Below are 26,872 nucleotides of genomic sequence, written 5' to 3'. Positions count from 1 at the left end.
CTGCAGATCCAAGGCAACTGAACGCCCCCGCCGTCGGACTTAACGGTTCTTGAACATCGCGAGCGCAGACTTGGCAACCTGACGGCGCCTTCCGCAACTCGTCTGAAGCGCCCCAAGACACGCTTCCCTCGCAGGTCCACCGCCACATCCTATCCGTAATGATATTCGTTGACCAACCAGTCAGTCAATTATATATCAGCCGCATTGTTTGGAGTTGCTTGCCATGACGAGACGCGGTCCGCTGTCCCTCATCCTGATCGCCGGCGCGGCCATCGGGCTTGCCGCCTGCGAGCAGAAGTCCGCAGCCCCAGCGCAATCCACGATCATCGTCCGGACCGAGACTGCCAAGGTCGAACCCTATGCGCCGGACCTCACGTTGACCGGTGAAGTGCGCGCTCGCACGGAAAGCAAACTGTCCTTCCGCACCGGCGGCAAGATCTGCGAACGCCTTGTCGATGTCGGCGCGCGCGTCGCAGCCGGCCAAGTGCTGGCCCGGCTCGATGCCACGCAGCAGGAGGCCTCTGTCGCCAACGCCGAAGCGGTTCTTGCCTCCGCCGACGCCCAGAAGCGCCTTGCCGAAACCAACTACGACCGGCAGAAGGCGCTGGTCGCCCAGGGCTTCGTCACCCGTTCCGATTTCGACAATGCCGACAAGGCCTTGCGCTCGGCCACCGCCATGGTGGAAGCCGCCACCGCCCAGCTCGACATCGCCCGCACCGAACTGGGCTACACCGAACTCAAGGCCGATGCGTCCGGCATCGTCACCGCCCGCAATGCCGATGTCGGTGAAGTCGTTGCCGCGGCCCTCCCCGTGTTCACGGTCGCCAACGACGGCCCCCGTGACGTGGTTGTCGACGTCTTCGAACAGGTCTTCCTCGCCACGCCGGACACCTCGAACGTCAGGGTGTCGTTGGTGTCGGATCCGAACGTGTTCGCCGAAGGCCATGTGCGCGAGGTCTCGCCAGCGGTCGACGCCGCCACCGGCACGGTCCGCATCAAGATCGACATTGGCGATCCGCCACCGGCCATGGCCCTCGGTGCCGCCGTCAGTGGTCACGGCGAAGCGAAGTCGAGCGATGCCATCGTCCTGCCCGCCTCCGCCCTGTCCTCCGATGACGGTCACCCCGCCGTCTGGGTCCTGGACCCCAAGGAGCAAACCGTCAGTCTTCGCCGCGTCGATATCGGCGTCTTCCAGAATGACAGCATCCTGATCCGCGGCGGCCTCACCGCCGGCGAACAAGTGGTCGTCGAAGGCGGCAAGATGCTCTTCCCCGGCCGCAAGGTCGCCACTGCGCAAGGAACGGCGTCGTGAAATCATCCCCGTACTGGATCCTGCTCGCCGCACTCGCGCTTGGTGCCTGCAATCAGGAGGCAAAGGCCCCGGCCCCGGCGCCCCGGCCTGTTCTGTCAACGGTTCTGTCGGTGCATCCTGTGGTGACGCAGACCTTCGTCGGCACCGTCGAAGCCCGCGTCGAAACCAACCTTGCCTTCCAGGTGCTCGGCCAACTGGTCGCCCGCAACGTCAAGGCCGGAGATATCGTGCACAAGGGCGACGTCCTCGCGGCGATTGATCCGACCTCGCTTGAACTCACGGTCCGCACCGCGACAGCCAACCTTGCCAGCAGCCAGGCGGAACTCGACAATGCGCTTGCCAGCTTCGATCGCATCGACAAGCTGAAGGCTTCGGGGACCGCCTCCAACGCCGTCTGGGAAAACGCGCGCACCCAGCGCGACGCGGCCGAGGCCGGCTTCCGCCAGGCTCAGTCGACGCTGACCAAGGCCCGCGATGCCCTCACCTTTGCAACCCTCACCGCCGCCTTCGACGGCGTAGTGACCGCCACTGCCGCGGAAGTCGGCCAGACGGTCGCCGCCGGAGCGCCCGTGCTGACCATCGCGGACCCCAGCGAGCGGGACGCTGTCATCGATGTCCCCGACTGGCACGTCGAAAGCTACAGGATCGGTCAGCCTTTCCAGATTTCGTTGCGCATCGATCCCGATGTGAAGGCCACCGGCCATTTGCGGGAAATCGCCCCGCAGGCCGATTCGCTGACGCGTACGCGCCGCATCAAGATCGCCCTGGACGCCCCCAACCCCGCCTTCCGCCTTGGCACCATCATCGCCGCCGTTCCGGACGTCAACGATGCCACGGTGATGCAGCTGCCTCAGAGCGCCATCCTGGAACGCGGCGGCAAGACCTATGTCTGGCTGATCACCGACGACACCACGGGGGACACCGCCACGGTCTCCGCCCGTGAGGTCAAGATCAGCCCCAATCCCGACGGCTCCGTAACCATCCTCTCCGGACTTGATATCGGCGCCCGTGTCGCCACCGCCGGCGTGCGTGTCCTCACCGAAGGCCAGAAAGTTCAGAAGCCCGGAGATCGGTCATGAAGAAGTTCAACCTGTCCGACTGGGCACTCAATCACCGCTCCCTGGTGACCTATTTCATGCTGGCCTTCACCGTGGTCGGCATCATGAGCTACTTCAAGCTCGGCCGTGAGGAAGACCCGTCCTTCACGATCAAGACGATGGTGATCCAGGCCCAATGGCCCGGCGCTTCCATCGACGAGATGACCAAGCAGGTCACCGATCGCATCGAGAAGAAGCTGCAGGAGCTGCCCGCCCTCGATTACACGCGCAACCTCACCCGCCCCGGCGTTACCACCGTCTTCGTCAACCTCAAGGACACGACCAAAGCCCGTGACGTGCCCGGCATCTGGGTGCGCGTGCGCAACCTCGTCTCCGACATCAGGATGGAGCTGCCCGAGGGCGTCATCGGTCCCTTCTTCAATGATGACTTCGGCGACGTCTTCGGCAACATCTACGCCCTCACCGGCGACGGCGTGACCAAGCGCCAGCTGCGCGATTATGCCGAGGACATCCGCACCGACATCCTCTCCGTGCCCAATGTCGGCAAGGTGGAGATCGTCGGCGCCGAGGATGAGGTGATCTATCTCGAGTTCTCCCCGCGCCAGCTCGCCGCCTATGGCGTCGACAAGGCCGCGGTACTGACCTCACTCGCCGAACAGAATGCCGTCAGTCCCTCGGGTATCTTCGAGGTGGGCGGCGAACGGGTCTCCGTGCGCGTCAGCGGCGAGTTCTCCTCCGAAGAGAGCCTTCGCGACGTCAACCTCCGGGTCAACGGCCGCTTCTTCCGCCTGAGCGATGTAGCCCAGATCACTCGCGGCTATCAGGATCCCCCCGCCAACCAGTTCCGCTCCAACGGCCAGCCGGCCATCGGCATCGCCGTCGGTATGGTTGCCGGCGCCAATCTCCTCGAGTTCGGCGACGCGCTGACCGCCAAGATCAACAAGCTCTCGGCCGATTTGCCGGTGGGTGTCGAGCTCACCCGCGTGTCCGACCAGCCCAAGCTGGTGGAAGAGGCCGTCTCCGGCTTCACGCAAGCCTTGTTTGAAGCCGTTGCCATCGTCCTCGTGGTCAGCTTCGTCAGCCTCGGCCTGCGTGCCGGCGTCGTGGTTGCCCTGTCGATTCCCCTGGTGCTGGCGATCACCTTCATGGTGATGGAATATACCTCCATCTCGCTGCAGCGCGTGTCGCTCGGCGCACTGATCATCGCCCTCGGCCTTCTCGTCGACGACGCCATGATCGCCGTGGAAATGATGGTCGCGCGCCTTGAAAAGGGCGACAGCCTGCGCAAGGCCGCGACCCACGTCTACACTTCCACGGCCTTCCCGATGCTCACCGGCACGCTGGTGACAGTCACCGGCTTCGTTCCCATCGGGCTGAACTCGTCGCAGGCGGGCGAGTTCACCTTCACCATGTTCGCGGTCATCGCCGTGTCGCTGATCGTCTCCTGGATCGTGGCCGTCGTCTTCACGCCGTTGATCGGTTTCTGGGCGCTCCCCGCCAAGCTGCCGCGCCACCATGGCGACCAGAAGGGGCGCACCGGACGCATCTTCTCGGCCGTATTGCACACCTGCCTGCATTTCCGCTGGGTCACGGTCGCCGTGACGGCGCTCATCTTCGCCCTCTCCGTCTATGGCCTCACCTTCGTGCAGCAGCAGTTCTTCCCGGCGTCCGATCGCCACGAACTGGTGATCGACTGGGAGCTGCCCCAGAGCAGTTCCATTGCCGAGACGACCGCGCAGATGACCCGCTTCGAGATGGAACAGCTCGAAGGCAACAGCGGTGTCGATCACTGGTCGACCTACATCGGCCGCGGCGCCATGCGCTTCCTGTTGACCTTCGACGTCAACCCGGATGCCCCCTATTTCGGCCAGATGATCATTGTCACCAAGACCATCGAGGATCGCGATCGTCTGAGGGCGCAGTTCACCGATTATCTGGACAAGACCTTCCCCGGCACCGACACCCTGGTCAAGCTGCTGGAGATCGGGCCGCCGGTCGGACGCCCCGTGCAATATCGCCTGAGCGGCCCCGACGTGCAGGTGGTCCGCAGCGAGGCACAAAAGCTCTCCGCCGTCCTGGCCGCCAATCCGCATCTGCGCTCGATCGCCCAGAACTGGGGCGAGCCCGCCCGCGTGATCAGGGTCGACGTCATGCAGGACAAGGCACGTCTGCTCGGCGTCTCCTCGCAGGACATCTCCCAGTCGCTATACGGCGTCATCGGCGGCACCACCGTCACCACGGTCCGCGACGGCATCTATCAGATCCCGGTTGTCGGGCGCGCCGTCTCCAGCGAACGCAACTCCATCGAGACGCTGAAGAACCTGCAGCTGTCGAGCCAGAGCGGTCGTTCGGTGCCCTTGGCGGCCATCGCCAACTTCCGCTACGACGTCGAACAGCCGGTGGTGTGGAGCCGCAACCGTCTGCCCACCATCACCGTCATGGCCTCGCTGGCCGACCAGACGCAGGCCGACACGGTGGTCAACCAGCTTCAGCCGTCCATCGATGCCCTGTCGGCCAAGCTGCCGGCCGGCTATACCATCAACACCGCCGGCTCTGTGGAAGAAGCCAAGCAGTCCCAGGACCCGATCGCCGCGGTTGTACCGCTGATGCTGTTCATCATGACGACGCTGCTGATGCTGCAGATGCAGAGCTTCAGCCGTCTCGCCATGGTCTTCGCCGTCGCCCCGCTCGCCCTGATCGGCGTCGTCGCCGCGCTGCTGCCGTCGGGGGCTCCCCTCGGCTTCGTCGCGATCCTCGGCGTGCTCGCCCTTGTCGGCATCCTGATCCGCAACTCGGTGATTCTGGTGGTGCAGATCGAGACCTTGCGCAATGCCGGCCAGACGCCCTGGAACGCCGTGGTCGAGGCAACGGAACACCGCTTCCGGCCGATCGCACTCACTGCGGCAGCCGCCAGCCTTGGCCTGATCCCCATTGCCCGCGAGGTCTTCTGGGGCCCGATGGCTTACGCCATGATGGGCGGCATCATCGTCGGAACGGTTCTGACGCTGCTGTTCCTGCCGGCGCTCTACGTGGCCGTCTTCCGCATCCGCGAGGAAACTCCGGCCTATACGCCAGCGGCCCCGCCGGCTAAGGCGCCCGACCCGCAAGCCCACTGAACCATGCCGTCAACGAAGCCCCGCTCCAGCGGGGCTTCCTTTTTTGCATAGGTCACTCAGTGCAAAGCGCGGCCATTCGCCAGACCTGCAAAGAATACGCACTTGGCAACGCTGCAATTTCGATTTAGCCGGCACCAATAAGCACAAATCCCTAGCCATTTTTACAGGCACTTTCTCGCAAAGACACGGGAAAGACTTTGATCCCGCACTATTACCTAGGTTTGACCTTGGTCATGGTTGCTCATCTTGCACCTTGGTATCCGCCACAGATGAAGTGACAGGCGCGGACGCGCGCGGACTGTCAGGCCCGGCACGGCCCTTCGGCCCGGGCAGGCAACTGAACGAGCGTCCGATCATCTGGGGGATAGAGTATGGCACAGGTCTTATTCGGCGTTTGGAACGGTGCGGTGCACGACAATCGCCCAGGCAAGGATGATCGCGGCGTGCCGCCCCCGGAGCTGCGTGACTTCGAACAGTTCGACGAGGGCAACGGCATCCGCGCTTTCGTCGGCGATCGCGGCTTCTTCGTCTTCGACGAGAGCGTCAGCCTGATCGACACCTTCTGGCACTATATGGACAAGGCCGCCGAGCAGTCTTGCGGCAAGTGCACGCCCTGCCGCATGGGCACGGTTCTGGTGCGCGACGCCCTTGGCGCCATGCGCCGCGGCCTGCAGTCCAATCTCGATCTGGACCAGCTCGCAGCCCTCGCCGAACAGATCCGCGCCACCTCGCTCTGCGGCGTCGGCCAGACCTGCGCCTCGGCGCTCGAACAGGCGCTCGCCCATTTCCGCGACCGCTTTGAGGAAGAGCTGAAGCCGGCCAAGCCCATGAAGGCGCAGCACGGCATGGCCTACATGACCGCGCCCTGCATCGAGGCCTGCCCCTCCAAGGTCAACGTGCCGCGCTACATCGACTATATCCGCGACGGCAAGCCCGAGCATTCGCTCGGCGTCATCCTCCAGAAATACCCCATGGCTGCCACCTGCAGCCGCGTCTGCGTCCGCTTCTGCGAGCAGGCCTGCCGCCGCAACCTGGTGGACGAAGCCGTCGGCATCAAGATCCTCAAGCGCTATGTCGCCGAGCATCAGACCGGCCCGCATGCCCTCGCCTTCAGCAAGGACATGATCGCCCACGAGCTGCCGGCCGACATGAAGGTCGCCGTCGTCGGTGCCGGCCCGGCCGGCGTGTCCTGCGCCTATCACCTCTTGCTGCACGGCTACCATGTGGACGTCTTCGAGGCGATGAGCGAGGCCGGCGGCATGGCCGCCATCGGCATCCCCTCCTACCGCCTGCCCAAGGACGTGCTGCTGCAGGAGATGAACGCCATCACCAATCTTGGTGGCACCTTCCACTTCAACCAGGCCCTCGGCAAGGACTTCTCCGTCGATGACCTGTTCGCCCGCGGCTACAAGGCCGTCTTCCTCGGACTCGGCTGCCAGGAAGGCACGCTTCTCGGCTGCGCCGGCGAAAACCGCGAACTGGTCGGCTACGAGAGCGGCATCGGCTTCCTGCTCAAGGTCCACGACCACGTCGCCGGCATCAAGGAAACCAAGCTCGACGGTGAAGTCGTCGTGGTCGGCGGCGGCAACGTCGCCATGGACTGCGTCCGCTCGGCCATCCGCATGGGCGCCAAGAAGGTGCATCTGGTCTACCGCCGCACCGAGGCCGACATGCCGGCCGACCACGAGGAAATCGTCGCCGCCCATGACGAGGGCATCGAGTTCCACGTGCTGACCAACCCGATCGAGATCCTGTCCGAGAAGGGCAAGGTGGTCGGCGTCAAGCTCACCCGCATGGAGCAGACCGAGAAGGACGCCAAGGGCCGCCGCAACGTGCGCGCCGTCGAGGGCAGCGAGTTCGTCCTGCCCTGCTCGATCGTGATCGCCGCCATCGGCCAGCAGGTCAACACCACCTCCATCCACGCCAAGGACGGCGTCGAGATGAGCAAGTGGAACTGGGTCGTGGCCGACAAGAACACGCTCGCCACCTCCCGCCCCGGCGTCTTCGCCGGTGGCGACTGCTACTCCGGCCCGTCGACCCTGATCCAGGCCATGGCCAACGGTCTCAAGGCTGCCCGCAGCATCGACGACTTCGTCCGCCTCGGCTCGACGCGTTTCTTCCCCCGCTCGCGCATGCGCGAAATCGTCCAGGCCAACAAGATGCTGGCGTCCGACTGCATCGAGGTGCCCGTCAAGAACGAGTACCGCGTGCACCATCCCGAACTGTCGCCGGAAGTGCGCAAGACCATGTTCGGCGAGGTCGAGCAGGTCATCTCGTCCGAGGATGCCTACAGGGAATCCATGCGCTGCATGCGCTGCTACCGCATCTATTCAGTGATCACCGAACACGCCATTCCCGAAGGAGCCGCCTGACATGTGCGACATCGAAACCCTTCCTCCCGTGGGGGCCGAGGCCACCTTGTCGGTCTCCTTCAACGGCAAGACGGTCGCCGCCTATCCCGGCGAGACCATCCTCGCCTGCGCCCGCCGCAACGGCTACTACATCCCCACGCTCTGCGAGCTTGAGGACATCGACCACACCCCCGGCACCTGCCGCGTGTGCCTGGTCGAGATCCAGGTCGACGGCATTGACCGGACCCACATGGTCACGTCCTGCAACACGCCCGTGAAGGACGGCATGGTCATCCAGACCCGGTCCAAGAAGGTGCGCGACATGCAGAAGCTGCAGGTCGAACTCCTGATGGCCGACCACAATCAGGACTGCGTCACCTGCAATCGCCACGGCAATTGCGAACTGCAGGACGTCGCCCAGTTCGTCGGCCTGCGCGAGAACCGCTTCTACGATCCCGCCCGCGTCGCCGCCCGCGAGATCGACCTGTCGTCGCCGGCCATGATCCGCGACATGACCAAGTGCATCCGCTGCCAGCGCTGCGTCGCCATCTGCCGCAACCAGCAGCAGGTCGATGCGCTGGTCATCACCGGCACCGGCGTCGACACCGCCGTCGGCCAGCGTTACGGCAAGAGCCAGAAGGACAGCACCTGCGTCACCTGCGGCCAGTGCGTCCTGGTCTGCCCGACCGGCGCTCTGGGTGAGCGCGACGAGACCGACAAGGTGCTCGACTTCATCTACGATCCCGAAGTCGTCACCGTCATGCAGTTCGCCCCTGCCATCCGCGTCGGCTTCGGCGAGGAATTCGGCCTGCCCCCCGGCACCAACGTCGAGGGCCAGATCATCGCCGCCGCCCGCCGGCTTGGCATCGACATCGTGCTCGATACCAACTTCGCCGCCGACGTGGTGATCATGGAGGAAGGCACCGAGCTTCTGCGCCGCCTGAAGGCCAAGGAACGGCCCACCTTCACTTCCTGCTGCCCGGCCTGGATCAACTTCGCCGAGATCCACTATCCGGACATCCTGCCGCTCCTGTCCTCCACCCGCTCGCCGCAGCAGGTCCTGTCGAAGATCTCGAAGACCTATCTGCCCGAGAAGATGGGCATCGATCCCAAGAAGATCCGCGTGATCTCCATCATGCCCTGCACGGCCAAGAAGGACGAAGCGGTCCGTCCGCAACTCGCCCATGACGGCGATCCGGACACCGACGTCGTCCTGACGGTGCGCGAGTTCGCCCGCCTGCTGAAGAACGAAGGCATCGATCTCAAGACCATCGAGCCCTCGGCCTTCGACAATCCCTATATCAGCGAATATTCCGGCGCCGGTGCCATCTTCGGCACCACCGGCGGCGTGATGGAAGCGGCTCTGCGTACCGTCTACAAGGTCGTCAACGGCAAGGAACTCGAGCAGATCGAGCTCACCCAGCTGCGCGGCTTCGAAGGCGTCCGCTCGGCCACCGTCGACCTCGGCCCGGACATCGGCGAAGTGAAGATCGCCATGGCCCACGGCCTTGGCGAAGCCCGTTCGCTGGTCGAACAGATCCGCGCCGGCACTGCCGATTTCGACTTCATCGAGATCATGGCCTGCCCCGGCGGCTGCGTCGATGGTGGCGGCACGCTCCGCTCCAAGAAGCACTACCTGCCGCACGCCATGAAGCGCCGGGAGACGCTGTTCAACATCGACCGCAAGACCCGCGTGCGCCAGTCGCACAACAACCCGCAGGTCCAGGCGCTCTACCGCGATTACCTCGAAGCCCCCTATTCGGAAAAGGCCCATCACCTGCTGCACACCTTCTACACCGACCGCAGCAAGGAAATGGCCCTGACCGTCAAGGAAATCTGGGACGAAATCACCATGAGCACCATGGTCTACTGACCCTGGCGCGCAGGCTGACAAAAGCAAGAAACTGGAGGAAGCGCCTGAGCGGCGGGAGCAATCCCGCCGCTTTTGTTTTCCGGCATCAACAGCACGATCCCTCCGATCTCGGGGCCGGCCTGAAGCCGCCCCAGAGGGATCACCGCTGGCCCGTGCCTTGCGCGCGGAGCAGTTCGGTCAGTCCCTGCACCGCCTCGGTCAGGGCGAGAACCTCCTTGGATCGCAGTTCATCGATCTTCTCATGCAGAAGCTCGATCTTTTCCTGCAACACCTCGATTTCGAGTTCCGCCTTGATGTTGATGCGGTGATCGTGTTCCGCCTCCCGCCGGTCGACGTCCTGCTGGCGGTTCTGGCTCATCATGATGAACGGGGCCGCGTAGGCCGCCTGAAACGACAGCGCGAGATTGAGCAAGATAAATGGATAGGGGTCCCAGTGCGCCATATAGGCCGTCACGTTGAGGACGACCCAGATCAGCAGGACCGTGGACTGAATGATGATGAAGCGCCACGATCCCATGATGGCCGCCACCTGATCGGCGACCCGCTGGCCCGCCGTCAGCGGGCGTCGCAAGGCTGGTGGCGGTTGCAAGCGTTGCTGGCTTCGAAGGACGCGCAACTCTTCAAGCAGCCGCGCTTCGTCTTGCTTGATCTGGTGGGCCGGCGGTTTGGCCATGGCGGTCTCCTCCTGCAGCATGATCCCAGGGATATGTGGGGTCTGCTCGCACTCAGTACGACCGGAAATCTGTGCGCCAATGCCGGATCGACTCCCAGCATCTGCCCGCCGCCCGAGCGCGCAATTGCCATCCCGCATTTTTCGCAACAGGAAGACGAGCGTCGTTGGACGATTTTGCCGTCATGGCCCTTTGCAGACATCGCCCGAGACCATAGCTTTGCGCCAAGCTCATCAGTTCAGGATCTGCATCCGTGGCAAGCTTCGACGTGGAAACCAACGCCGCTATCACTCCCTATCTGCTGCCCGGAGAAAGCATCAAATGGTCGGGGCGCCCCAAGCAAGGCTTGCTGCTGACCCGCAAGGACGCCGTGCTCATTCCCTTCAGCCTGCTCTGGTGCGGCTTCGCCGTCTTCTGGACCACGAAGGTGGTTGAGAGCCATGCCCCGCTTTTTGCCCAGCTCTTCGGCGGGCTCTTCGTCCTGATCGGTCTCTATATCGTCATCGGGCGCTTCCCGGTGGATGCATGGGGTCGCGCCGGCACTTACTACGCTGTCACCGACGGTCGCCTGCTCATCACCTGGCCGCGAAAGAGCATCTCGGCCGCGCCGCTCTCCAGCCTCATCAACCTGTCCATGACCGAGCACGCCGACGGTCGGGCCACCATCCTTGCCGGCGCCGCGGGAGACGGCCCCTACAGCTATCAGACGACCAATGCCTCGCAGGGCAATACCGTCACCCATCGCGTCGACCGTCGCAAGGCATTGACCTTCATCGAAAACGGCCCCGAGGTCTTCGGCTTGCTGCAACAAGCCACACGCCAGGACCCGCGCTGACCCGCGAGTGGAAACATGACATTTGAATCCCAAATGTCGCGGACGGACCACGAGGGTCTCCTCAAACCACGTCAGCTGGCGCGCGGCGACCTCGCTGACGAAACGCCAACGTCGCGAGCCCAATGCCGGAAAGCGGAGCAACAGCCGCGTTTGCCCTGCTGGCCGGACTGCAACTGTCACTCAACGGCAGATTCACCCTGATCGTATCGAGTTGTCTGGGTCCTCCTATGCAGACACCGCCTGAGTTTGTACCCTCGCGTCATCTTCACCACTTCCGAGACGATCCCCGTGGCAAGCTTCGATATCGAGACAAATGCCGCCTTCTCGCCCTACCTGCTCGCCGGAGAAAGCATCAAATGGTCCGGGCGTCCACGATCGGGACTCATGACATTTCCGAATGACGCCTATTTCATCCCCTTCAGCCTGCTCTGGTGCGGCTTTGCCATTTTTTGGACTATCACGGGTGTCCTTCACTGGGGACTACAACCCATGTTCGCCTTGGGGTGTGCTTTCGTGCTCCTCGGCCTCTTTATGGTGTTTGGACGTTTCTTCGCGGACGCTTGGCTGAGACAGGCAACCCACTATGCGGTCTCGGACCAGCGCATCCTGATTCTGAGGACACGGCCATTGACCAAACTCAGAACGGTTCTTCTGTCACAGATTTGTGAAACCACACTGACGCTGCACGCTGCGGAGTTCGGCTCGATCAGGTTTGTTGCCGACTTGAAGTCCCTAACAAACCCGTTTCGAAACAAACGCGCGCCTGAGTCCATGATCCCGTCCCTCAGCTACGCACCAATGTTCATAGCGATCGACAACGCCGGTGAAGTCTATCGCCTGATCCAGGATCTGTTGGTGCGCTGAGTGCTCACTCCCCCCAGCGTGTCATCTTCTCCCCCGGGTCCACCCCGAGCCACATCAGCGTGCGCGCGGCGATTTCGCGGACGACATCCTCCATCGTCCTGAGCCCGGCGTAGAAGGGCGGCACCGGCGGCGCGACGATCGCGCCCATGCGCGTCAGCCGCAGCATCGCCTCAAGATGCGCCTCTGTCAGAGGCGCCTCGCGCGGCAGCACCACGAGGCGCCGCCGTTCCTTCAGCATCACGTCTGCAGCCCGCGTCAACAGATTGTCGCCAAGGCCCAGCGACAGCGCCGCGCAGGTCCGCATGGACGCCGGCACCACCACCATGGCATCGGCGCGAAACGAGCCCGAGGCGATCGGCGCGGCCAGATCCTCGATGCCGTGCACATGTGTCGCCGTGGCCCTCAGCCGCTCCGGGCCGTCGTCGCCCAACTCATGCCGTGCCGTGATCTCGCCGCCGCGCGAGATCACCAGGTGCGTCTCCACGCTGGCCTCGCGCAACTGTGCGAGCACCTCCAGCGCCAGCACCGATCCGGAGGCGCCGGATACGCCGACAACGATCCGCATGGCTCAGTCCTTTCCGAACAGGCTGTCCCAGCGCCGGTCCACCGCCACCTGAACACCAGCGTCCATCTTCATCACCCGGCCCCAGCCCCGGCTGGTCTCGGCGCCGATCTTGTTGGTGGCGTCGATGCCGATCTTGCCACCCAGCCCTTCGAGCGGCGAGGCAAAGTCCAGATGATCGATCGGTGTGCGATCGGCAATCATCACGTCGCGACTTGGGTCGGAGCGCGTCGCCACCGCCCACATCACATCGCTCCACGAGCGGATGTCGATGTCGTCATCCACCACGATCACCATCTTGGTCATGGAGAATTGCGGCAGCAGCGACCAGAAACCCATCATCACCCGCCGCGCCTGCCCGGCATAGCGCTTGTCGATGGCAAGCACCGCCACGCGATAGGAGCAGGTCTCTGGCGGTAGCCACAGATCCACCACTTCGGGCAGCATCTGCCTGAGCAGCGGCTTGAACAGATCTGCCATCACATCGCCGATCACCGACGGCTCGTCCGGCGCCCGACCGGTGAAGGTGGTCAGATACACCCCGCCCTCGCGCATGCGGATCGACTTGATCCGGAACACCGCATGCATCTCCGGCGGATTGTAGTAGCCGGTATGGTCGCCGAACGGCCCTTCAGGCGCGAGATCGCCGGGGCTGATCGTCCCCTCGATCACGATCTCCGAACTTGCCGGCACATGCAGTGGCAGATCGCGGCAGGGCACCATGCCGATCCGCTCTCCCGCCAGAATGCCGGCGAGCGACAGCTCGGTCACCCCCTCCGGCGACGGCATCACCGCGCCCATCATGGTGGCGGGATCGGCACCGATCACCACCGCGACCGGCATCTCCGCCCCCGCCCGCATCCACTGGCGGTGATGGGCAGCGCCGCCCCGCATCGGCAGCCAGCGCATGATCGCCGCATCGGGACCGAGCACCTGCATCCGGTAGACGCCGAGATTGTAGCCGTCGAATATATCTTCGCCCGGTGGCCGCGTGATCACCATCGGCCAGGTGATCAGGGGGCCGGCGTCCTCGGGCCAGCAGGTCTGGATCGGCAGCCGCGTCAGGTCGGCTCCAAGATGTACCCAGCCTGTCGTGTCGCGCACCACCTTCGGCCGGCTGTTGAGCGCCGCGCGCGCCACCGGCCATAGCGATTTCAGTTCGGCCACGCCCTTCGGTGGACGGGGAGAGCGCAGGAAGGCCAGCATCTCGCCGAGGCCAGCGACATCCGTTCCATTGTCGCGACATTCAAGCCCAAGTGCTGCGACAACTCTGCGACGTGTACCATAGAGATTTGCGACAACCTGGACGCCGCCAAATTCGCCTCCGACGGTCGGTCTTGCGAGCCGCAGCACCGGCCCACCCTCGGCAATGACGCGTCGGTGAATCTCCGTCAGCTCCAGATTCATGTCGACGGATTGGCGGATTTCCGCCACTTCGCCCTGATCATCGAGATAGGTGAGAAAGGCCTTGAGGTCGGCAAAACGCGGCAGGGCACGGCGATACATCTGAAGTCTCCACCGTCGGACCCTGCGCCGCAAAAAGCCTGAAATCTTTGAGCTAGGACAAACCCTTGGCGTCCATCAAAGCCTATGGTCCCGCCCATGATGGAAGAGTTGCGCCATGGTTGACCCCATTCCGGGCGAGTTGCCCAAACCCTTGCGATTGCTGGCTTTTCCAAGCCGCTTTCTCCCGCTTGGTCCGGCACTGACGCTGGCCGTGCGCCGTTTCGCGCGCCGCCGCCCCGCCGTCTTCGAGCGCCTCGGCGAACACGCCCGCGCCTCCTTCCTGGTGGAAGCCACCGATCTCGGCCAGTCCTTCCTGATCATCCCCGACGGAATGCGCGCTGAAATCAAGGTCTTGTCCAGTCGCTCCCGCCGCGAGGCCGACGTTCACGTCAAGGGCCCCATTCTTGTCCTCCTCGGTCTCATCGATGGTACATTCGATGGCGACGCGTTGTTCTTCAATCGCGCCATCACGGTCAGCGGCAAGACCGACGCGCTCCTCGCCTTGCGCAACACCATCGAGGACGCCGAACTCAAGCCGTCCGACCTCGCCGGCCTCACCGGCGAAGCGGCGCGCCTGCTCGACAAGGCCGTCTTCGGCGCCATCGCCGGCGCCCGTCGCCTGAGCGGCTCCCAGGGGCAGGGAGAGGCGGCATGAGCATCGAGCTTGTCTGCCCCGCCGGCACGCCGTCCGCCCTGCGCGCCGCCGTCGACGCCGGCGCCCATTCGGTCTATTGCGGTTTCCGCGACGAGACCAATGCCCGCAACTTCCCGGGCCTCAACTTCTCCCCGGAGGAGTTGACCGAGGGTGTCCGCTACGCCCACGCCCGCGGCGCCAAGGTGCTGGTCGCCATCAACACCTTCGCCAAGGCCGGCGCCTTCGACCCTTGGAAGAAAGCCCTTGAAAACGCGGAGAAATCCGGCGCTGACGCCGTGATTCTCGCCGATCTGGCCGTACTCGACCACGCCGCCCGGAACCACCCGGCCCTGCGCCTGCATCTGTCGGTCCAGGCCGCGGCTGCGACGCCGGAAGCCATTGAATTCTATCAGCAAACCTTCGGCGTCAAGCGCATCGTCCTGCCGCGTGTCCTCTCCGTCGAGGAGATTGCCACCCTGAATGCCGCCGTCAGCGTCGAGACCGAAGCCTTCGTCTTCGGCGGCCTCTGCCCGATGACCGAAGGCCGCTGTTCGCTTTCCTCCTATGTCACCGGCCGCTCGCCCAATCTCTCCGGCGTCTGTTCGCCGCCCGAGCATGTGGCCTATGAAGAAGGTCCCGGCGGCACCGCCACCAAGCTCGCCGGCTACACCATCGACCGTGTCGCCAAGGGTGCGCCTGCCGGCTATCCCACTTTGTGCAAAGGCAGTTTCGTCGCCGAAGGCAAGACCAGCCACCTCTTCGAAGATCCGGTCAGCCTGAACGCCTCCACCCTCATTGCCGCTCTCGCCCGCGCCGGCGTCACCGCCCTCAAGATCGAGGGACGCCAGCGCGGCAAGGGCTATGTGGCTGAAGTCGTTCGCACCTTCCGCGCCGCCGTCGAAGCCATCGAAGCCGGCCGCGACGAGGTGGAGGTCGAGCGCATGCTCGCCGGCCTCGTCGAAGGCGGACGTCAAACCTCCGGCGCCTACAAGAAGACCTGGCGGTAAAGGCCAAGCCCATGACAGATATCGCTCTTTCGCTTGGCCCCGTCTTCTTCAACTGGTCGCCCGACCGGCTCCGGGACTTCTACGCCCGCATCGCCGACGAGGCCGATGTCGACCGTGTCTTCGTCGGCGAAGTGGTCTGCGGCAAGCGCATGCCCTTCAACGATCCGGTCTGGCCCGATGTCGTCGAACGCCTCACCCAAGCCGGCAAGACCGTCATCCTCTCGACCCTGGCGCTGCCCTCCAACATTCGCGACCGCAAGGCCGTCAAGGCGCTGTGCGAAGGCGGTGCCTCCATCGAAATCAACGACTTGACGGCCATGCCTGCCATGGGCGCGGCGCCCTTCGCCGTCGGTCCCTTCGTCAATGTCTACAATGAAGGCGCTGCCAGCTTCCTCGCAAATCGCGGCGCCAACCTGATCTGCCTGCCGGTGGAACTGCCGCTGTCGTCGGTTGGCACCATCGCCAGGGCTTGCCCGGACGTGACTTTCGAGGTCTTTGCCTTCGGTCGGCTGCCGCTCGCCGTCTCCGGTCGCTGCTATCATGCCCGCCTGCACGGCCTGCACAAGGATTCCTGTCAGTTCATCTGCGACCGCGACCCCGACGGCCTCCCCGTCGATACTCTTGACGGTCAGGACTTCCTCGCCATCAACGGCATCCAGACCCTGTCGCACAGCCTGCAGGTCTGGTCCCCATCGCCGGAAGAAGCGGCAAACCTCGGCGTCCGCTCGCTGCGTCTGTCACCCCATACCCTTGACATGGTTGCTGTTTCCGCCCTCTACCGCCGCCTTTGCCGTGGCGAGGCGAGCCCGCAGGAGACACGCGCCAAGCTGAGAGAACTGCCGCTGCCCGGCGCATTGGTGGATGGCTTCACCCGAGGTATCGCGGGAGCGGCCAAGGCCGCGAGCTGATGTTCGCGCCGACCGAAAGCTATCGCCTGGCCTTTGTGCTGGCAGCTTTGACGGCTCTGCGCGCCATCGGCCCCGGGTTCGGGGACATCACCACCCACGCGCAGGAACTCATCTTCGGCTTCCTCGGCATCCAGCTCTTCGGCTTCATGCTGGTGGCTCTGCCGCGCTGGATCGGTCGCCCTCTCGCCAAACCTCTGATCATTCAAAGCCTTCTGCTGCTGCACGCCCTCGCTTTCGGCCTGGGTTTCCTGTCCTTGCCCGCGGCCGCCATGGCCCGCTCGGCCATCGTCCTCTGCGCAATCCTGATCTTCTCCGTCAGCGCCTTTCGAGCCCGATCCTGGAAGAGCCTGCCCGTCCTCATGCTTGCGGGCCTCCACGCGAGCGCCGGCGTCACCGCTGCCTGGTGCGACTGGCCGCCCGCCACCATGGTGGGCCTCGCCGCCATTCTCGCCATCTGCCTCGAGATCAGCAACCGCATCGGCGTCGCCGTCATCGAAGTCGCCCGAACCCGATCCGGCCGTCCTGCCAACCCACCACCCCCGCGCTGGCTCGGTCAGATACAGCGGCTTTCGAGCCTTGCCGCGCTCGCCCTCTGGGCCGTTGACCGTCCCTCTGCGATCCTGTGTTTCCTTGCTGCCGCCTCCGGTTTCATCTGGCTCTGGCGTTTGCGCGCCTGGGAGACGCCCCCCTTCGGTGGCGTGCTGCTCATGATCCTGGGCATGTTCTGGAAGAGGTTGGGCTTTTTGCTCCTGGGCCTGCAAACCTCACTCCTGCCGGACCTGCCCCCGTCCGTTCCGATCCACGCCTTCACAATCGGCGGGTTGGCAAGCCTCGCCATGGCCATCGCCTCCTCCATCGTCCGCAAGAAGAATGGCGAGGCCTTCAAGGCCAATCGGTTGGCTGACCTGGGCTTTCTCGCCATGGCGCTGGTGCCCTTCACCCGCATCGACGCCGCCCTTCAGCCTGAGGCGATGGAATCGCTGCTCGATATCACCCGCTGGATCTGGCTCCTCGCCTTCACGGCATACGCCGCCTTTCTCCTCCGCCGTCCCAAGGGCATCCGTAGCCTGACGTAGACCGTTTGGCTTGAACCACACCCGCCGCCAGCGATATTCTTGAGCGGAAAATACAAGCTTATCCGCCCCATCGCCGAAGCTGATACACTGCCAAGGCAATCGACCGCTTCGCAGCTTTCCAGGAGATCAAGATCATGTGCACGGCCTGTGGCTGCGGCGATCACGGACATTCGAAGACGGTGCCCGTGGTGCAGAACCTGCTCGACGAGAACGACCGGCTCGCCGCTCGTGTGCGCGAACATCTCGATGCTCACGGGGTCCTCTGCATCAACCTTATGAGTTCGCCCGGCTCGGGCAAGACCCGGCTCCTGGAAGCGACCATAGCGGCTCTGCCGCCGTCGATCCGCCTGGCCGTGATCGAAGGCGATCTTGAAACCGAAAATGACGCCGAGCGCATCCGTCGCCACGGCATCCCCGCCGTTCAGATCACCACCGGCGTCACCTGCCACCTCGACGCCGTGATGGTGCATGACGCGCTGTCGCTGATCGACCTCGACGCGGTGGACATCCTGATCATCGAGAATGTGGGCAATCTGGTGTGCCCCGCCGACTTCGACGTCGGCCAGCACCGGGACGTGGTGCTGCTGTCGGTGACCGAAGGCGACGACAAGCCGGACAAATATCCGGTGATCTTCCGCGGCGCCGATCTCGTGATGCTGACCAAGGCCGACCTGCTGCCGGCCATCGAGGAGTTCAGCACGGAGCGCGCCCGCGCGTCCGTCGCCCGCGTCCGTGGCCCGGGACCGATCGAAGAGGTCTCCGCCAAGACCGGCCAGGGCGTCGACGCCTGGGTCGGATGGCTGATGGCCTGCCTCGACCAGAACCGCAAGCGCCTGCAAGCTGCCGAGTGACAGCAACGGCTGGGGCGGTTGGCACATCTCCCGCCCCTTCGCCATCCAGGAGACTGGGTCAGCCAGCGGCCTTCTCGACCGCCTGGCCTTCAAAGGACTCGATGAAGAGTTCTCGCCCGCTCAGCACCTCGGCATCATTGCCTTCGCAGTTGGAGCAGACGAAGCGGTAGCCGATCACCTCGAACCCGGTGCCGCAGGTTCGGCATTTTGCGGTCACCGGCACGTCCTCAAGGTCCAGCCGCGCACCATCGGCAAGCGTTCCTTCGGCAAACATCTCGAAACAGAGCCTGAGCTGCCTGTTGTCGAGCCCCCTGAGACGCCCGACCTTGACGCGCACGGACAGGATTCGGCCGATGTTGTTGTCGCGCGCCTGTTTCGTCAGGATTCGCATCAACCCTTCGACGACCGCCGTTTCATGCATTGCAGGTCTCCATCTCTTGCATATGGGCCGCGGCTGCAGCTTCCACCCCGTTTTGCACCATCGCGAACATGAAATTCGCCGGCGGCGGGCCGAAACTGAGACTTACTCCGTAAATGATAACACGTACTCACCCGTATTTTCGGAGAGTTACTTACGGATTTCCTCAATGACCTACGCATCCAAGCAAATTATGAGCTCCCGCACCAGTATTTAGATCAAAGACAACGAGTGATCGACGTGCGAATGCGTATCTGTCAGATAGCCGACATCCCCTCTCAAGCCGCTCGGCTAACGTTCAGGATGACAGCGAAGAAGCGTGTCAGCGGAAGGATTAGAACCCATGCTTTCCCCTTCAACGATCGACCCCATGGCCATGGCCTGGATGGGTGCGATCTTCCTCCTCTTCGGCGAAATAGCCGCTCTCCTGAGCCTGCCAAATCTCGCCCGCGTCGTCGTGGTGTCCACCATCGCGGAAGTTGGCTACGTTCTCATTGGCCTCGGTATCGGTGGTGACGCCGGTCTCGCCGGGGCCTACATGCATCTCGGCTACCAACTTGTGATGCGCGGCCTTGTCGTCGCCGCCGGCTGGTACCTGATCTCCCGCACCGGTTCGTCCAAGCTGAATGACCTCGCTGGCTCCGGCCAGCGCATGCCCGTTGCCGCAACTCTCTTCGGCTTCGGCATGTTCTCGGTGATGGGCCTGTCGCCGTTCAAGGGCTCCTTCTCGAAGTTCCTGATTCTCTACGCCGCCATCGAACAGGGGCACTGGGCGATTGCGGCCGTCGGCACGCTCGCGACCATCGTTTCCGCTGTCTATTACATGCTGGTGATCCAGCGCGTCTGTCTCGAGCACGCGCCGCGCCGTATCGAGCTGCAGCCCGCCTCCAACGTCGCCCTGATGATCGCCGCCGCGCTGGCGCTGGTCACGGCGTTGATCAGCGTCTGGCCGCTGCCCTTCCAGCATATGGCGGAACGTTTCGCTGGCGTTGTCGCCGCTGGAACGGTGCCAGAATTCGAGTCGCCCTGGGCAACGCTGGTCCTGGTCCCCTATATCGGCGCCTTCGCCCTCTACCTGATCGGCCGCGTCTCTCCCAAGGGGCGAGACGTTGCTGCCGTTCTCCTGGCGATCGCGACGCTGGCTCTGGTGGTCACCGACAGCTCGCTCGACCCGCTGTCGCGAGTCTTCGCCCTGGTGTTCACCGGCATCACCGCCGTGATGATCCTCTACTCGGTCGGCTACATGGCCCGCGCCGAATGGAGCAACCGCTACTACTTCTTCGCTTTCCTGATGATCGGCTCGCTGCTCGGCCTCACCACCGCGCACGAGTTCGGCAACTTCTATGTCTACTGGGAACTGATGACCTGGACGAGCTACTTCCTCGTCATCCACGAGCAGACCCAGAAGTCGCTGCGCGCCGGCCTCATCTATTTCCTGATGTGCGCGGGTGGCGCCTATGTGATGCACTTCGGCATCCTGCTCACCCACGTTCAGGTCGGCTCCTTCGAGTTCGCCGTGCTGGCTAACAAGATCGGTACCGTCAGCCCGCTCGCAGGTCTGGTGATTGCCGTCTGCTTCTTCATCGGCTTCGCCGTGAAGGCCGGTATCTTCCCGCTGCACTCCTGGCTGCCCATCGCTCACCCGGCCGCGCCGTCGTCCATCTCCGGTCCGCTGTCGGGCATCCTGACCAAGGCCGGCGTGTTCGGCCTGATCAAGGTGCTGATGGTCATCATCGGTGCCGACGCTCTGTCGCGCTTCACCGGCTTCGGCATCGGCCTCAACGTCGTGCTGATGGCACTCGGTGTGGTGACGCTGCTCTATGGCGAGATCCGCGCCCTCTACGAGACCGAGATCAAGCGCATGCTTGCCTTCTCGACCCTCGCCCAGGTCGGCGAAATTGTCGCCATCCTCGGCATCGGCACGGCGCTTGCCACCGACGCCAGCCTGCTGCATGTGACCAACCACGCCGTGATGAAGACCCTGCTCTTCTTCGCCGCTGGCGCCTTCATCATGCAGACCGGCCGTCGCAACATCGCCGATCTCGCCGGTGTCGGTCGGGTCATGCCCTTCACCGCCGGCTGCTACGCTCTGGCCACTGTGTCGATCATGGGGCTGCCGCCCTTCTCGGGCTTCACCTCGAAGTTCCTGATGATCTACGCGGCCGCAGACGCCGGCCACTATGAGATCGCCGCAGCGCTGCTGCTCGGCGGCATCATCGCGGTGATCTATTATCTGCGCGTCGTCGGCATGCTGTTCTTCCGTCCCTGGAAGGGCGAAGCCGGCGTCAAGGAAGCCCCGCTCAGCATGCTGGTGGCGGTTGGCGTCCTTGGTCTGGCCATCGTCGCCGGCGGCTTCTTCCCCGCCTGGCAGCTGGATCTGGTCGGTCGCGTCGGTGACGTGATTGCCGCCCGCAACGGTCTGGCCGCCGTGTCCCTGCCGTCACTCGTGATGGCTTGGCCCGCAAGCGCTGCCATTGCCTTCGCCGGTGCGGTCGCCAGCTGGCTCGTCGGCCGCAAGTCGGTCGCCTGGGCTGGCCGTATCGCTGTCGCCTCGCTGGTCCTGGCCACGCTGGCCGTGATCGGGGATGCCCCGCGCTACGACACGCTGTCCTTCTGGTTTGCAGTGCTGATCGCCGGTGTCGGCGCACTCAACATGCTGCATGCTACCGCCTATCTCGCCCACAATCATGCCCAGCCCCGCTTCTTTGCCGCCTTCGGCATCATGATCGCGGGCCTGCTCGGCATGACCGCGGCCAAGGACATCTTCTCCTTCTTCGGTTTCTGGGAGCTGATGTCGAGCTGGGCGCTGTGGACCGCCATCGTCCACGAGGAGAATGAGGAAGCCCGTCGCGAAGGCTTCAAATACTTCTTCTTCAACACCGTCGGCGCCAGCTTCATGTTCCTGGGCGTCGCCACGCTGGCCGCCAGCGCCGGCACCTTCGACCTCGTCGAAGTGGGCCAGAAGGCTCTCACCATGCCCATCGGCGCCCTGTCGATCGGCCTGGTGCTCACCTTCCTCGGTCTGGTCATGAAGGCCGCCATGCTGCCCGTCCGCATCGACGTGCAGATGCACCCGGCCCTCGCCCCCACCCCGGTGTCCGGCTACATCTCGGCGGTCCTGCTGAAGTCCGGCCCGTGGGGCGTGCTCAAGCTGTTCACCCTGTTCGGTGGCGCAGCTGTGTTCGCCCGCATCGGCGGCGACATCGGCGGTCAGCCCGCACTGATGGACATCATCGCTGTCATCGCCGGCATCACCGTCGTCTACGCCGGTGCCATGGCGGTGCTGCAGAATGGCATCAAGCTGCTGCTGATCTACTCGACAGTCAGCCAGCTCGGCTATGTGCTGATGGCGCTGAGCCTCGGTACCTCGCTCGGCGTCGCCGGCGGCCTGATGCACTTCGTCAACCACATGCTGCTGAAGGACACGCTCTTCCTCGTCGCCGGTGCCGTCATGGTCAAGAGCCATGCCAGCATGCTCGACGAGCTGGGCGGTCTCGGTCGCCGCATGCCGATCACCTTCGGCTTCTTCCTCTTCGCAGGCCTGTCGCTGGCCGGCATCCCGCCGCTCAACGGTTTCGCCTCCAAGTGGATGATCTTCTCCGCCGCCTTCGAGTCCGGTCACTGGGCTCTCGGTGCCGGCGCGATGATCTCGAGCCTGTTCACCCTCGCCGCCGTCCTGAAGTTCGCCCACGCGGCCTTCATGGGTGCCCCGACAGCCAAGGCCCTGCAGGCCGAGGAAGCCCCGCTCTCCATGCTCATCCCCATGGGTATCCTGGTCGGCGCCTCCGTGATCATCGGCGTGATGCCCGGCCTCCTGCTGGTGCCGATCGCTCAGATCGAAGCCGAGCTTGGCCTCACCCCGATCGCAGCCAGCCTGACCGGCCCGCTGCCCGGTACCGGTGGCTGGAACCCGGCTCTCCTGTGGATCCTGGTCCTGCTGGTCGGCGCTGCCTTCATGCCCTGGATGCGTCTCATCCATCGCGGGGCCGGCATCAAGCGCGGCGGCCTGCACCTCTCCGGTGCCACACCCGCCGACTTCGCTCCCGAAGTCAGCGGCCGGGTCGGTGCCCACAACCTGTTCGAGTCCCCCACGGCTGTCATCCGCGGCCTGCTCACGCCGAAAATCGGCAAGGCCAAGCAGCACTAAGGGCGAGGAGATCTCTTCAAAATGTCAAACCAACTCATGATATTGCTGGCGGTCCTCCTCTTCCCGGGTGGAGTCTTCGCCCTCGTCCTCGGTCTGGCGCTGAAAGGCGCCGACCGGCGGGTCGCCGCCCGGCTCCAGAGCCGCGTCGGCCCTCCGCTGCTGCAGCCTTTCTTCGACATCATCAAGCTCGGCTTCAAGCGCACGCTTGTGCCCGAAGTCGCCAGCGAGACGGTGTTCCTCTACGCCCCGCTGATCGGCGTGATCTCGATGGTGCTGGCCGCCGCCCTGGTGCCCATCACCGCCGTCTACACGCCGGCTCCGGCCATCGGCAATCTCCTGGTGCTCCTGTACCTGCTGATGATCCCCGGCGTCGTCCTGATGATCGCCGGCTCGGCTTCCGGCTCGCCCTATGGCGCCATCGGCTTCTCCCGCGAGATGGCCATGATGATCGCCTATGAAGGCCCGCTGGTGCTGATCGCTGCCGCCGTTGCCATCCGCACCGGTGTCGGCATGGGCGGCACGGTGAGCTTCTCGCTCTCCGACATCATCGCCTACCAGCAGACCCACGGCTCCTTCCTGCTCGACCCGGTGATGTGGCCGGCCCTCGCCGCCTTCTGCTTCTTCTATCCGGCCAACATCGGCATCGTGCCCTTCGACATTCCGGAAGCGGAAACCGAAGTGCTCGAAGGCCCGCTGCTTGAGTACTCCGGCCCGACGCTGGCGCTGTTCAAGATCATGTCGGCACTCAAGAAGGTCGTCGTGCTGAACCTTGGCATCGCCCTCTTCCTGCCCTTTGCACCGGAAAACTGGCTGCTGGCGCTGGTGGTGTGGCTCGTCAAGATGCTGGTCCTGATGCTTGTCGGCGTCACCGCCCTGCGTGTCGCCATCGGCCGCATGCGCATCGACCAGGCTTTCATCTTTTTCCTGAAGTGGCCGCTGCTGCTCGCTGTCGCGAGCCTGGCGGTCGTGGTTGTGGTCTGAGGAGGGCAAGATGGGTCTGATACCCAATTTCAAAACGCTCGCCACCCGTTCGCCCTGGCTCTACCGGATCAACGCCGGCTCGTGCAATGGCTGCGACGTGGAGATGGCCGTCACGGCGCTGATCCCGCGCTATGACGTCGAACGCCTCGGCTGCCAGTACTGCGGCAGCCCCAAGCATGCCGACATCGTCCTGATCTCCGGGCCGCTGACGGTGCGCGTCAAGGACGCCGTGCTGCGCCTCTATGAAGAAATCCCCGACCCCAAGGTGACGGTGGCCGTCGGTGTCTGTCCGATCTCGGGCGGCATTTTCCGCGAGAGCTACGCCGTTCTGGCCCCGATCGATCAGTACATCCCGATCGATGTCAACGTGCCCGGCTGCCCGCCGCGGCCGCAGGCGATCATCGCCGGCGTCGCCAAGGCCATCGAAATCTGGCGCGAACGCCTCTGAGGAAAGACAGCACCATGAACTTCCTGACGCTCTTCGCCCGGAACCTGAGAACCGGGCCACAAACGGAAGCCTTCCCGCTCGGGCCGGCTTTCACCCCCGAAAAGCTGCGCGGACGCATTGTCTTCAACGCCGAGAACTGCGAAGGCTGCCGCATCTGCGAACGCGTCTGCCCCGCCGGCGCGATCAAGTTCGCCAAGTCGCCTGATGGCATGACCTTCGATTGCTGGCACAACACCTGCGTGTTCTGCGGCAACTGCGAATTCTATTGCCCGACCGACGCCATCCACCAGACCAACGACTGGAACCTGGCCCACGTTCAGGCCGACAAGTTCGCCATGGTCGAACACGGGCTGATCCCCAACATGAAGTGCTCTGACTGCGGCGCCACCGCTCTCAACACGGCGCCCATGGTCAAGAACGTCAAGCCGCCGCTCAGCGAAGCCGAGCTCGGCGAAGTCCGTTCGCGCTGCCCCAAGTGCCGCGCCAAGTATCTCAAGAACCGGAAGGTGCCGTCATGAGCCGTCTCCCCAAGGATCTGGAAGCCCGCATCGCCGCGGTGGCCCCGTCCGGCGTCGACTTCTCGACCGAGACCGATGCCCTCGGCGTCACCACGGTCTGGCTTGGTCTTGGCAATCACGCCGAGCTGCGGCCCGTCGCCGATCTCATCCTGGAACTGGGTGGTCGCCTCGCGATGATCACCTGCACCCAGCCCTCCGCCCCCGAAGAGGAGGAAGAGGACGAAGACGAGGACAATGAGGACGGCGAGGCCAAGGAGCCCGAGCCGAAGGAAGTCGCCAAGAGCTTCGGCGGCACGCCGCTCGACGGCACGTCCTACGAGATCGACTATCACTTCGACATTGCCGGCGATGCCGTCACCGTCGTCGCCTTTGTGCCGCATGGCGGTGCCATCGCCTCGCTGACGCCGCTGTTCCGCAATGCGGACTGGCACGAGCGCGAGATGATGGAGCTCTATGCCATCAACGTCACCGATCATCCCGATCCGTCGCGCCTCTTCCTCGACGCCTCGATCGACAACGCCGTCCTCGAGCGGCTCATCCCCTTCTCGACGCTGGTCAATGCCGCCAGCACCAAGGACCTGTGGGACCGCATCGCAGCCAACAAGAAGGGTGCAGCATGAGCCACGATCACACCCCTACCGTCGCGCCCACCTATTCGATTCCGGTCGGCCCGCTCCATGTCGCCCTTGAAGAGCCCATGTACTTCAAGATCGACGTGGAAGGTGAAACGGTCAAGCATGTCGGCATCAACGCCGGCCATGCCCACCGCGGCATCGAATATCTGACCACCAAGCGGACGATCTACCAGAACGTCGTTCTGACCGAGCGCATCTGCTCGCTGTGCTCCAACAGCCACCCGCAGACCTTCGCCATGGCGGCCGAGAAGATCGCCGGCATCGAAGTGCCCGAGCGCGGCATCTACCTGCGCGTCGTCGCCGACGAGCTGAAGCGCATCGCCTCGCACATCTTCAACGTGGCACTGCTGGTCCATCTCACCGGCTACGAAACCTACTTCATGCACATGATGCAGGTGCGTGAGATCTGCCAGGACACGCTCGAATCGGTGTTCGGCAACCGTCAGGACATCGGCGCCATGTGCATCGGCGGCGTCCGCTACGACGTCGACGAGAAGAGCATCGCCTACATCCTGGCGCAGCTTGCCCGCATCGAGCCGGAAGTGCGCGACTTCATCAAGACCTTCAAGTCGAACGGCACCATCCTGCGCCGCACCAAGGACGTCGGCGTCCTGACCCACGCCAACGCCATCACCTGCGGCGTTGTCGGACCGGTCGCCCGCGGTTCGGGGATCGACTACGACGTGCGCCGGGAGGCCACCTACGCCGCCTATGACAGGCTGCCGCTGATGGTCCACACCCAGACCGACGGCGACGTCTGGTCGCGCGCCATGGTCCGCCTTGAGGAGACCATCACCTCGATCGATCTCGTGCGTGTCTGCCTGCGCGATCTGCCCGGCGGCGACGCCCACATCCACGACCGCCCCGACATCCCGCCGGGTCAGGCCATCGCCCGCACGGAAGCCCCGCGCGGCGAAGTGTTCTACTACCTGCGCACCAACGAGAGCGCGCAGCCCGAACGCGTCAAGTGGCGTGTTCCTACGTATATGAACTGGGATGCCCTGCGCTTCATGCTGCAGGACGCCAAGGTCGCCGACATTGCCATCATCGTCAACAGCATTGATCCCTGCCTGTCGTGCACGGAGCGCTGAGATGATTACC

22 protein-coding genes are annotated in these 26,872 nt (G+C 64.3%); 18 read left to right on the top strand and 4 right to left on the bottom strand.

Translation table 11 applies throughout. The features are described from left to right. Positions 1-223 precede the first annotated feature (223 nt). The 5 genes from L2I41_RS08615 (at position 224) to L2I41_RS08595 (ending at position 9,710) form a co-directional block, all read left to right on the top strand. Positions 224-1,312 (top strand): efflux RND transporter periplasmic adaptor subunit, encoded by a 1,089-nt coding sequence (locus tag L2I41_RS08615; protein WP_237153128.1) that lies wholly within the window; start codon positions 224-226, stop codon positions 1,310-1,312. After that, positions 1,309-2,391: an efflux RND transporter periplasmic adaptor subunit gene (locus L2I41_RS08610; protein ID WP_237153127.1), complete on the top strand. Its 1,083-nt coding sequence runs from the start codon at positions 1,309-1,311 to the stop codon at positions 2,389-2,391. The genes L2I41_RS08615 and L2I41_RS08610 overlap by 4 nt, the downstream gene beginning before the upstream one ends. After that, a complete protein-coding gene (locus tag L2I41_RS08605; RefSeq protein WP_237153126.1) occupies positions 2,388-5,486 on the top strand; it encodes an efflux RND transporter permease subunit in 3,099 nt (1,032 codons plus the stop codon). The genes L2I41_RS08610 and L2I41_RS08605 overlap by 4 nt, the downstream gene beginning before the upstream one ends. Before the next feature lie 371 nt (positions 5,487-5,857). Continuing rightward, a complete protein-coding gene (locus L2I41_RS08600; RefSeq protein ID WP_237153125.1) occupies positions 5,858-7,858 on the top strand; it encodes an FAD-dependent oxidoreductase in 2,001 nt (666 codons plus the stop codon). Position 7,859: 1 nt separating this feature from the next. After that, positions 7,860-9,710 (top strand): [FeFe] hydrogenase, group A, encoded by a 1,851-nt coding sequence (locus L2I41_RS08595; RefSeq protein WP_237153124.1) that lies wholly within the window; start codon positions 7,860-7,862, stop codon positions 9,708-9,710. A gap of 139 nt (positions 9,711-9,849) precedes the next feature. Here L2I41_RS08595 and L2I41_RS08590 read toward each other — a convergent pair whose 3' ends face one another. Beyond that, complete coding sequence (locus tag L2I41_RS08590; RefSeq protein ID WP_237153123.1) at positions 9,850-10,383, bottom strand: DUF1003 domain-containing protein; 534 nt, start codon at positions 10,381-10,383, stop codon at positions 9,850-9,852. A gap of 251 nt (positions 10,384-10,634) precedes the next feature. On the opposite strand from L2I41_RS08590, the gene L2I41_RS08585 reads away from it, so the two are divergent. Both L2I41_RS08585 and L2I41_RS08580 read left to right on the top strand, forming a co-directional pair. Then, the gene (locus L2I41_RS08585) at positions 10,635-11,216 is read left to right on the top strand and encodes a PH domain-containing protein (protein WP_237153122.1); all 582 of its coding nucleotides are present in this window, start codon (positions 10,635-10,637) and stop codon (positions 11,214-11,216) included. Positions 11,217-11,504: 288 nt separating this feature from the next. Beyond that, positions 11,505-12,080, top strand: a complete 576-nt coding sequence (locus L2I41_RS08580) for a hypothetical protein (RefSeq protein WP_237153121.1) — start codon at positions 11,505-11,507, stop codon at positions 12,078-12,080. A 4-nt stretch (positions 12,081-12,084) separates the two neighbouring features. Here the strand turns inward: L2I41_RS08580 and L2I41_RS08575 are convergent, their stop codons facing one another. Then, complete coding sequence (locus L2I41_RS08575; protein ID WP_237153120.1) at positions 12,085-12,645, bottom strand: UbiX family flavin prenyltransferase; 561 nt, start codon at positions 12,643-12,645, stop codon at positions 12,085-12,087. Between the two features lie 3 nt (positions 12,646-12,648). Continuing rightward, positions 12,649-14,148: a UbiD family decarboxylase gene (locus tag L2I41_RS08570; protein ID WP_237153119.1), complete on the bottom strand. Its 1,500-nt coding sequence runs from the start codon at positions 14,146-14,148 to the stop codon at positions 12,649-12,651. A 115-nt stretch (positions 14,149-14,263) separates the two neighbouring features. On the opposite strand from L2I41_RS08570, the gene ubiT reads away from it, so the two are divergent. From ubiT to hypB, 5 genes are all read left to right on the top strand, one after another. Continuing rightward, positions 14,264-14,803 (top strand): ubiquinone anaerobic biosynthesis accessory factor UbiT, encoded by a 540-nt coding sequence (gene ubiT / locus L2I41_RS08565; RefSeq protein ID WP_237153118.1) that lies wholly within the window; start codon positions 14,264-14,266, stop codon positions 14,801-14,803. Further along, positions 14,800-15,789: a ubiquinone anaerobic biosynthesis protein UbiU gene (gene ubiU, locus L2I41_RS08560; RefSeq protein WP_237153117.1), complete on the top strand. Its 990-nt coding sequence runs from the start codon at positions 14,800-14,802 to the stop codon at positions 15,787-15,789. The genes ubiT and ubiU overlap by 4 nt, the downstream gene beginning before the upstream one ends. 11 nt (positions 15,790-15,800) lie before the next feature. Next, entirely contained in the window at positions 15,801-16,697 is an 897-nt protein-coding gene (gene ubiV, locus L2I41_RS08555) for a ubiquinone anaerobic biosynthesis protein UbiV (protein ID WP_237153116.1), read from the top strand. Beyond that, entirely contained in the window at positions 16,697-17,773 is a 1,077-nt protein-coding gene (locus L2I41_RS08550) for an NnrS family protein (RefSeq protein WP_237153115.1), read from the top strand. The genes ubiV and L2I41_RS08550 overlap by 1 nt, the downstream gene beginning before the upstream one ends. Before the next feature lie 134 nt (positions 17,774-17,907). Further along, positions 17,908-18,624, top strand: a complete 717-nt coding sequence (hypB, locus tag L2I41_RS08545) for a hydrogenase nickel incorporation protein HypB (RefSeq protein WP_237153114.1) — start codon at positions 17,908-17,910, stop codon at positions 18,622-18,624. Positions 18,625-18,682: 58 nt separating this feature from the next. Here hypB and hypA read toward each other — a convergent pair whose 3' ends face one another. Next, positions 18,683-19,045: a hydrogenase maturation nickel metallochaperone HypA gene (gene hypA, locus L2I41_RS08540; RefSeq protein ID WP_237153113.1), complete on the bottom strand. Its 363-nt coding sequence runs from the start codon at positions 19,043-19,045 to the stop codon at positions 18,683-18,685. 340 nt (positions 19,046-19,385) lie between these two features. Between hypA and L2I41_RS08535 the strand changes: the two genes are divergently transcribed. Genes L2I41_RS08535 through L2I41_RS08510 form a run of 6 tightly spaced genes read left to right on the top strand, consistent with a single transcriptional unit; the run spans position 19,386 to position 26,862 of the window. Further along, entirely contained in the window at positions 19,386-23,189 is a 3,804-nt protein-coding gene (locus L2I41_RS08535) for a proton-conducting transporter transmembrane domain-containing protein (protein WP_237153112.1), read from the top strand. Positions 23,190-23,210: 21 nt separating this feature from the next. Further along, a complete protein-coding gene (locus tag L2I41_RS08530; protein WP_237153111.1) occupies positions 23,211-24,170 on the top strand; it encodes a respiratory chain complex I subunit 1 family protein in 960 nt (319 codons plus the stop codon). Positions 24,171-24,180: 10 nt separating this feature from the next. Beyond that, complete coding sequence (locus tag L2I41_RS08525; RefSeq protein WP_237153110.1) at positions 24,181-24,618, top strand: NADH-quinone oxidoreductase subunit B family protein; 438 nt, start codon at positions 24,181-24,183, stop codon at positions 24,616-24,618. Between the two features lie 14 nt (positions 24,619-24,632). Further along, positions 24,633-25,136, top strand: a complete 504-nt coding sequence (locus L2I41_RS08520) for a 4Fe-4S binding protein (RefSeq protein ID WP_237153109.1) — start codon at positions 24,633-24,635, stop codon at positions 25,134-25,136. Further along, on the top strand, positions 25,133-25,756 hold the full coding sequence (locus L2I41_RS08515; protein ID WP_237153108.1) for an NADH-quinone oxidoreductase subunit C: 624 nt from the start codon (positions 25,133-25,135) through the stop codon (positions 25,754-25,756). Before L2I41_RS08520 ends, L2I41_RS08515 begins: the two co-directional genes overlap by 4 nt. Continuing rightward, positions 25,753-26,862 (top strand): hydrogenase large subunit, encoded by a 1,110-nt coding sequence (locus L2I41_RS08510; RefSeq protein ID WP_237153107.1) that lies wholly within the window; start codon positions 25,753-25,755, stop codon positions 26,860-26,862. Before L2I41_RS08515 ends, L2I41_RS08510 begins: the two co-directional genes overlap by 4 nt. The last annotated feature ends 10 nt before the right edge of the window (positions 26,863-26,872 follow it).

Source organism: Oryzibacter oryziterrae, from assembly GCF_021864535.1.
Lineage (GTDB): Bacteria > Pseudomonadota > Alphaproteobacteria > Rhizobiales > Pleomorphomonadaceae > Pleomorphomonas > Pleomorphomonas oryziterrae.
Note: the sequence above shows the minus strand (reverse complement) of the source record. Positions and strands in the feature narration are given on the sequence as shown.

Excerpts from the sequence above, each read along its gene's own strand:
- L2I41_RS08615 (WP_237153128.1), top strand. The coding sequence starts at position 224 with ATGACGAGACGCGGTCCGCTGTCCCTCATCCTGATCGCCGGCGCGGCC.
- L2I41_RS08605 (WP_237153126.1), top strand. The coding sequence starts at position 2,388 with ATGAAGAAGTTCAACCTGTCCGACTGGGCACTCAATCACCGCTCCCTG.
- L2I41_RS08600 (WP_237153125.1), top strand. The coding sequence starts at position 5,858 with ATGGCACAGGTCTTATTCGGCGTTTGGAACGGTGCGGTGCACGACAAT.
- L2I41_RS08595 (WP_237153124.1), top strand. The coding sequence starts at position 7,860 with ATGTGCGACATCGAAACCCTTCCTCCCGTGGGGGCCGAGGCCACCTTG.
- L2I41_RS08590 (WP_237153123.1), bottom strand. The coding sequence starts at position 10,383 with ATGGCCAAACCGCCGGCCCACCAGATCAAGCAAGACGAAGCGCGGCTG.
- L2I41_RS08575 (WP_237153120.1), bottom strand. The coding sequence starts at position 12,645 with ATGCGGATCGTTGTCGGCGTATCCGGCGCCTCCGGATCGGTGCTGGCG.
- L2I41_RS08570 (WP_237153119.1), bottom strand. The coding sequence starts at position 14,148 with ATGTATCGCCGTGCCCTGCCGCGTTTTGCCGACCTCAAGGCCTTTCTC.
- ubiT (WP_237153118.1), top strand. The coding sequence starts at position 14,264 with ATGGTTGACCCCATTCCGGGCGAGTTGCCCAAACCCTTGCGATTGCTG.
- ubiU (WP_237153117.1), top strand. The coding sequence starts at position 14,800 with ATGAGCATCGAGCTTGTCTGCCCCGCCGGCACGCCGTCCGCCCTGCGC.
- ubiV (WP_237153116.1), top strand. The coding sequence starts at position 15,801 with ATGACAGATATCGCTCTTTCGCTTGGCCCCGTCTTCTTCAACTGGTCG.
- L2I41_RS08550 (WP_237153115.1), top strand. The coding sequence starts at position 16,697 with ATGTTCGCGCCGACCGAAAGCTATCGCCTGGCCTTTGTGCTGGCAGCT.
- hypB (WP_237153114.1), top strand. The coding sequence starts at position 17,908 with ATGTGCACGGCCTGTGGCTGCGGCGATCACGGACATTCGAAGACGGTG.
- hypA (WP_237153113.1), bottom strand. The coding sequence starts at position 19,045 with ATGCATGAAACGGCGGTCGTCGAAGGGTTGATGCGAATCCTGACGAAA.
- L2I41_RS08535 (WP_237153112.1), top strand. The coding sequence starts at position 19,386 with ATGCTTTCCCCTTCAACGATCGACCCCATGGCCATGGCCTGGATGGGT.
- L2I41_RS08530 (WP_237153111.1), top strand. The coding sequence starts at position 23,211 with ATGTCAAACCAACTCATGATATTGCTGGCGGTCCTCCTCTTCCCGGGT.
- L2I41_RS08525 (WP_237153110.1), top strand. The coding sequence starts at position 24,181 with ATGGGTCTGATACCCAATTTCAAAACGCTCGCCACCCGTTCGCCCTGG.
- L2I41_RS08520 (WP_237153109.1), top strand. The coding sequence starts at position 24,633 with ATGAACTTCCTGACGCTCTTCGCCCGGAACCTGAGAACCGGGCCACAA.
- L2I41_RS08515 (WP_237153108.1), top strand. The coding sequence starts at position 25,133 with ATGAGCCGTCTCCCCAAGGATCTGGAAGCCCGCATCGCCGCGGTGGCC.
- L2I41_RS08510 (WP_237153107.1), top strand. The coding sequence starts at position 25,753 with ATGAGCCACGATCACACCCCTACCGTCGCGCCCACCTATTCGATTCCG.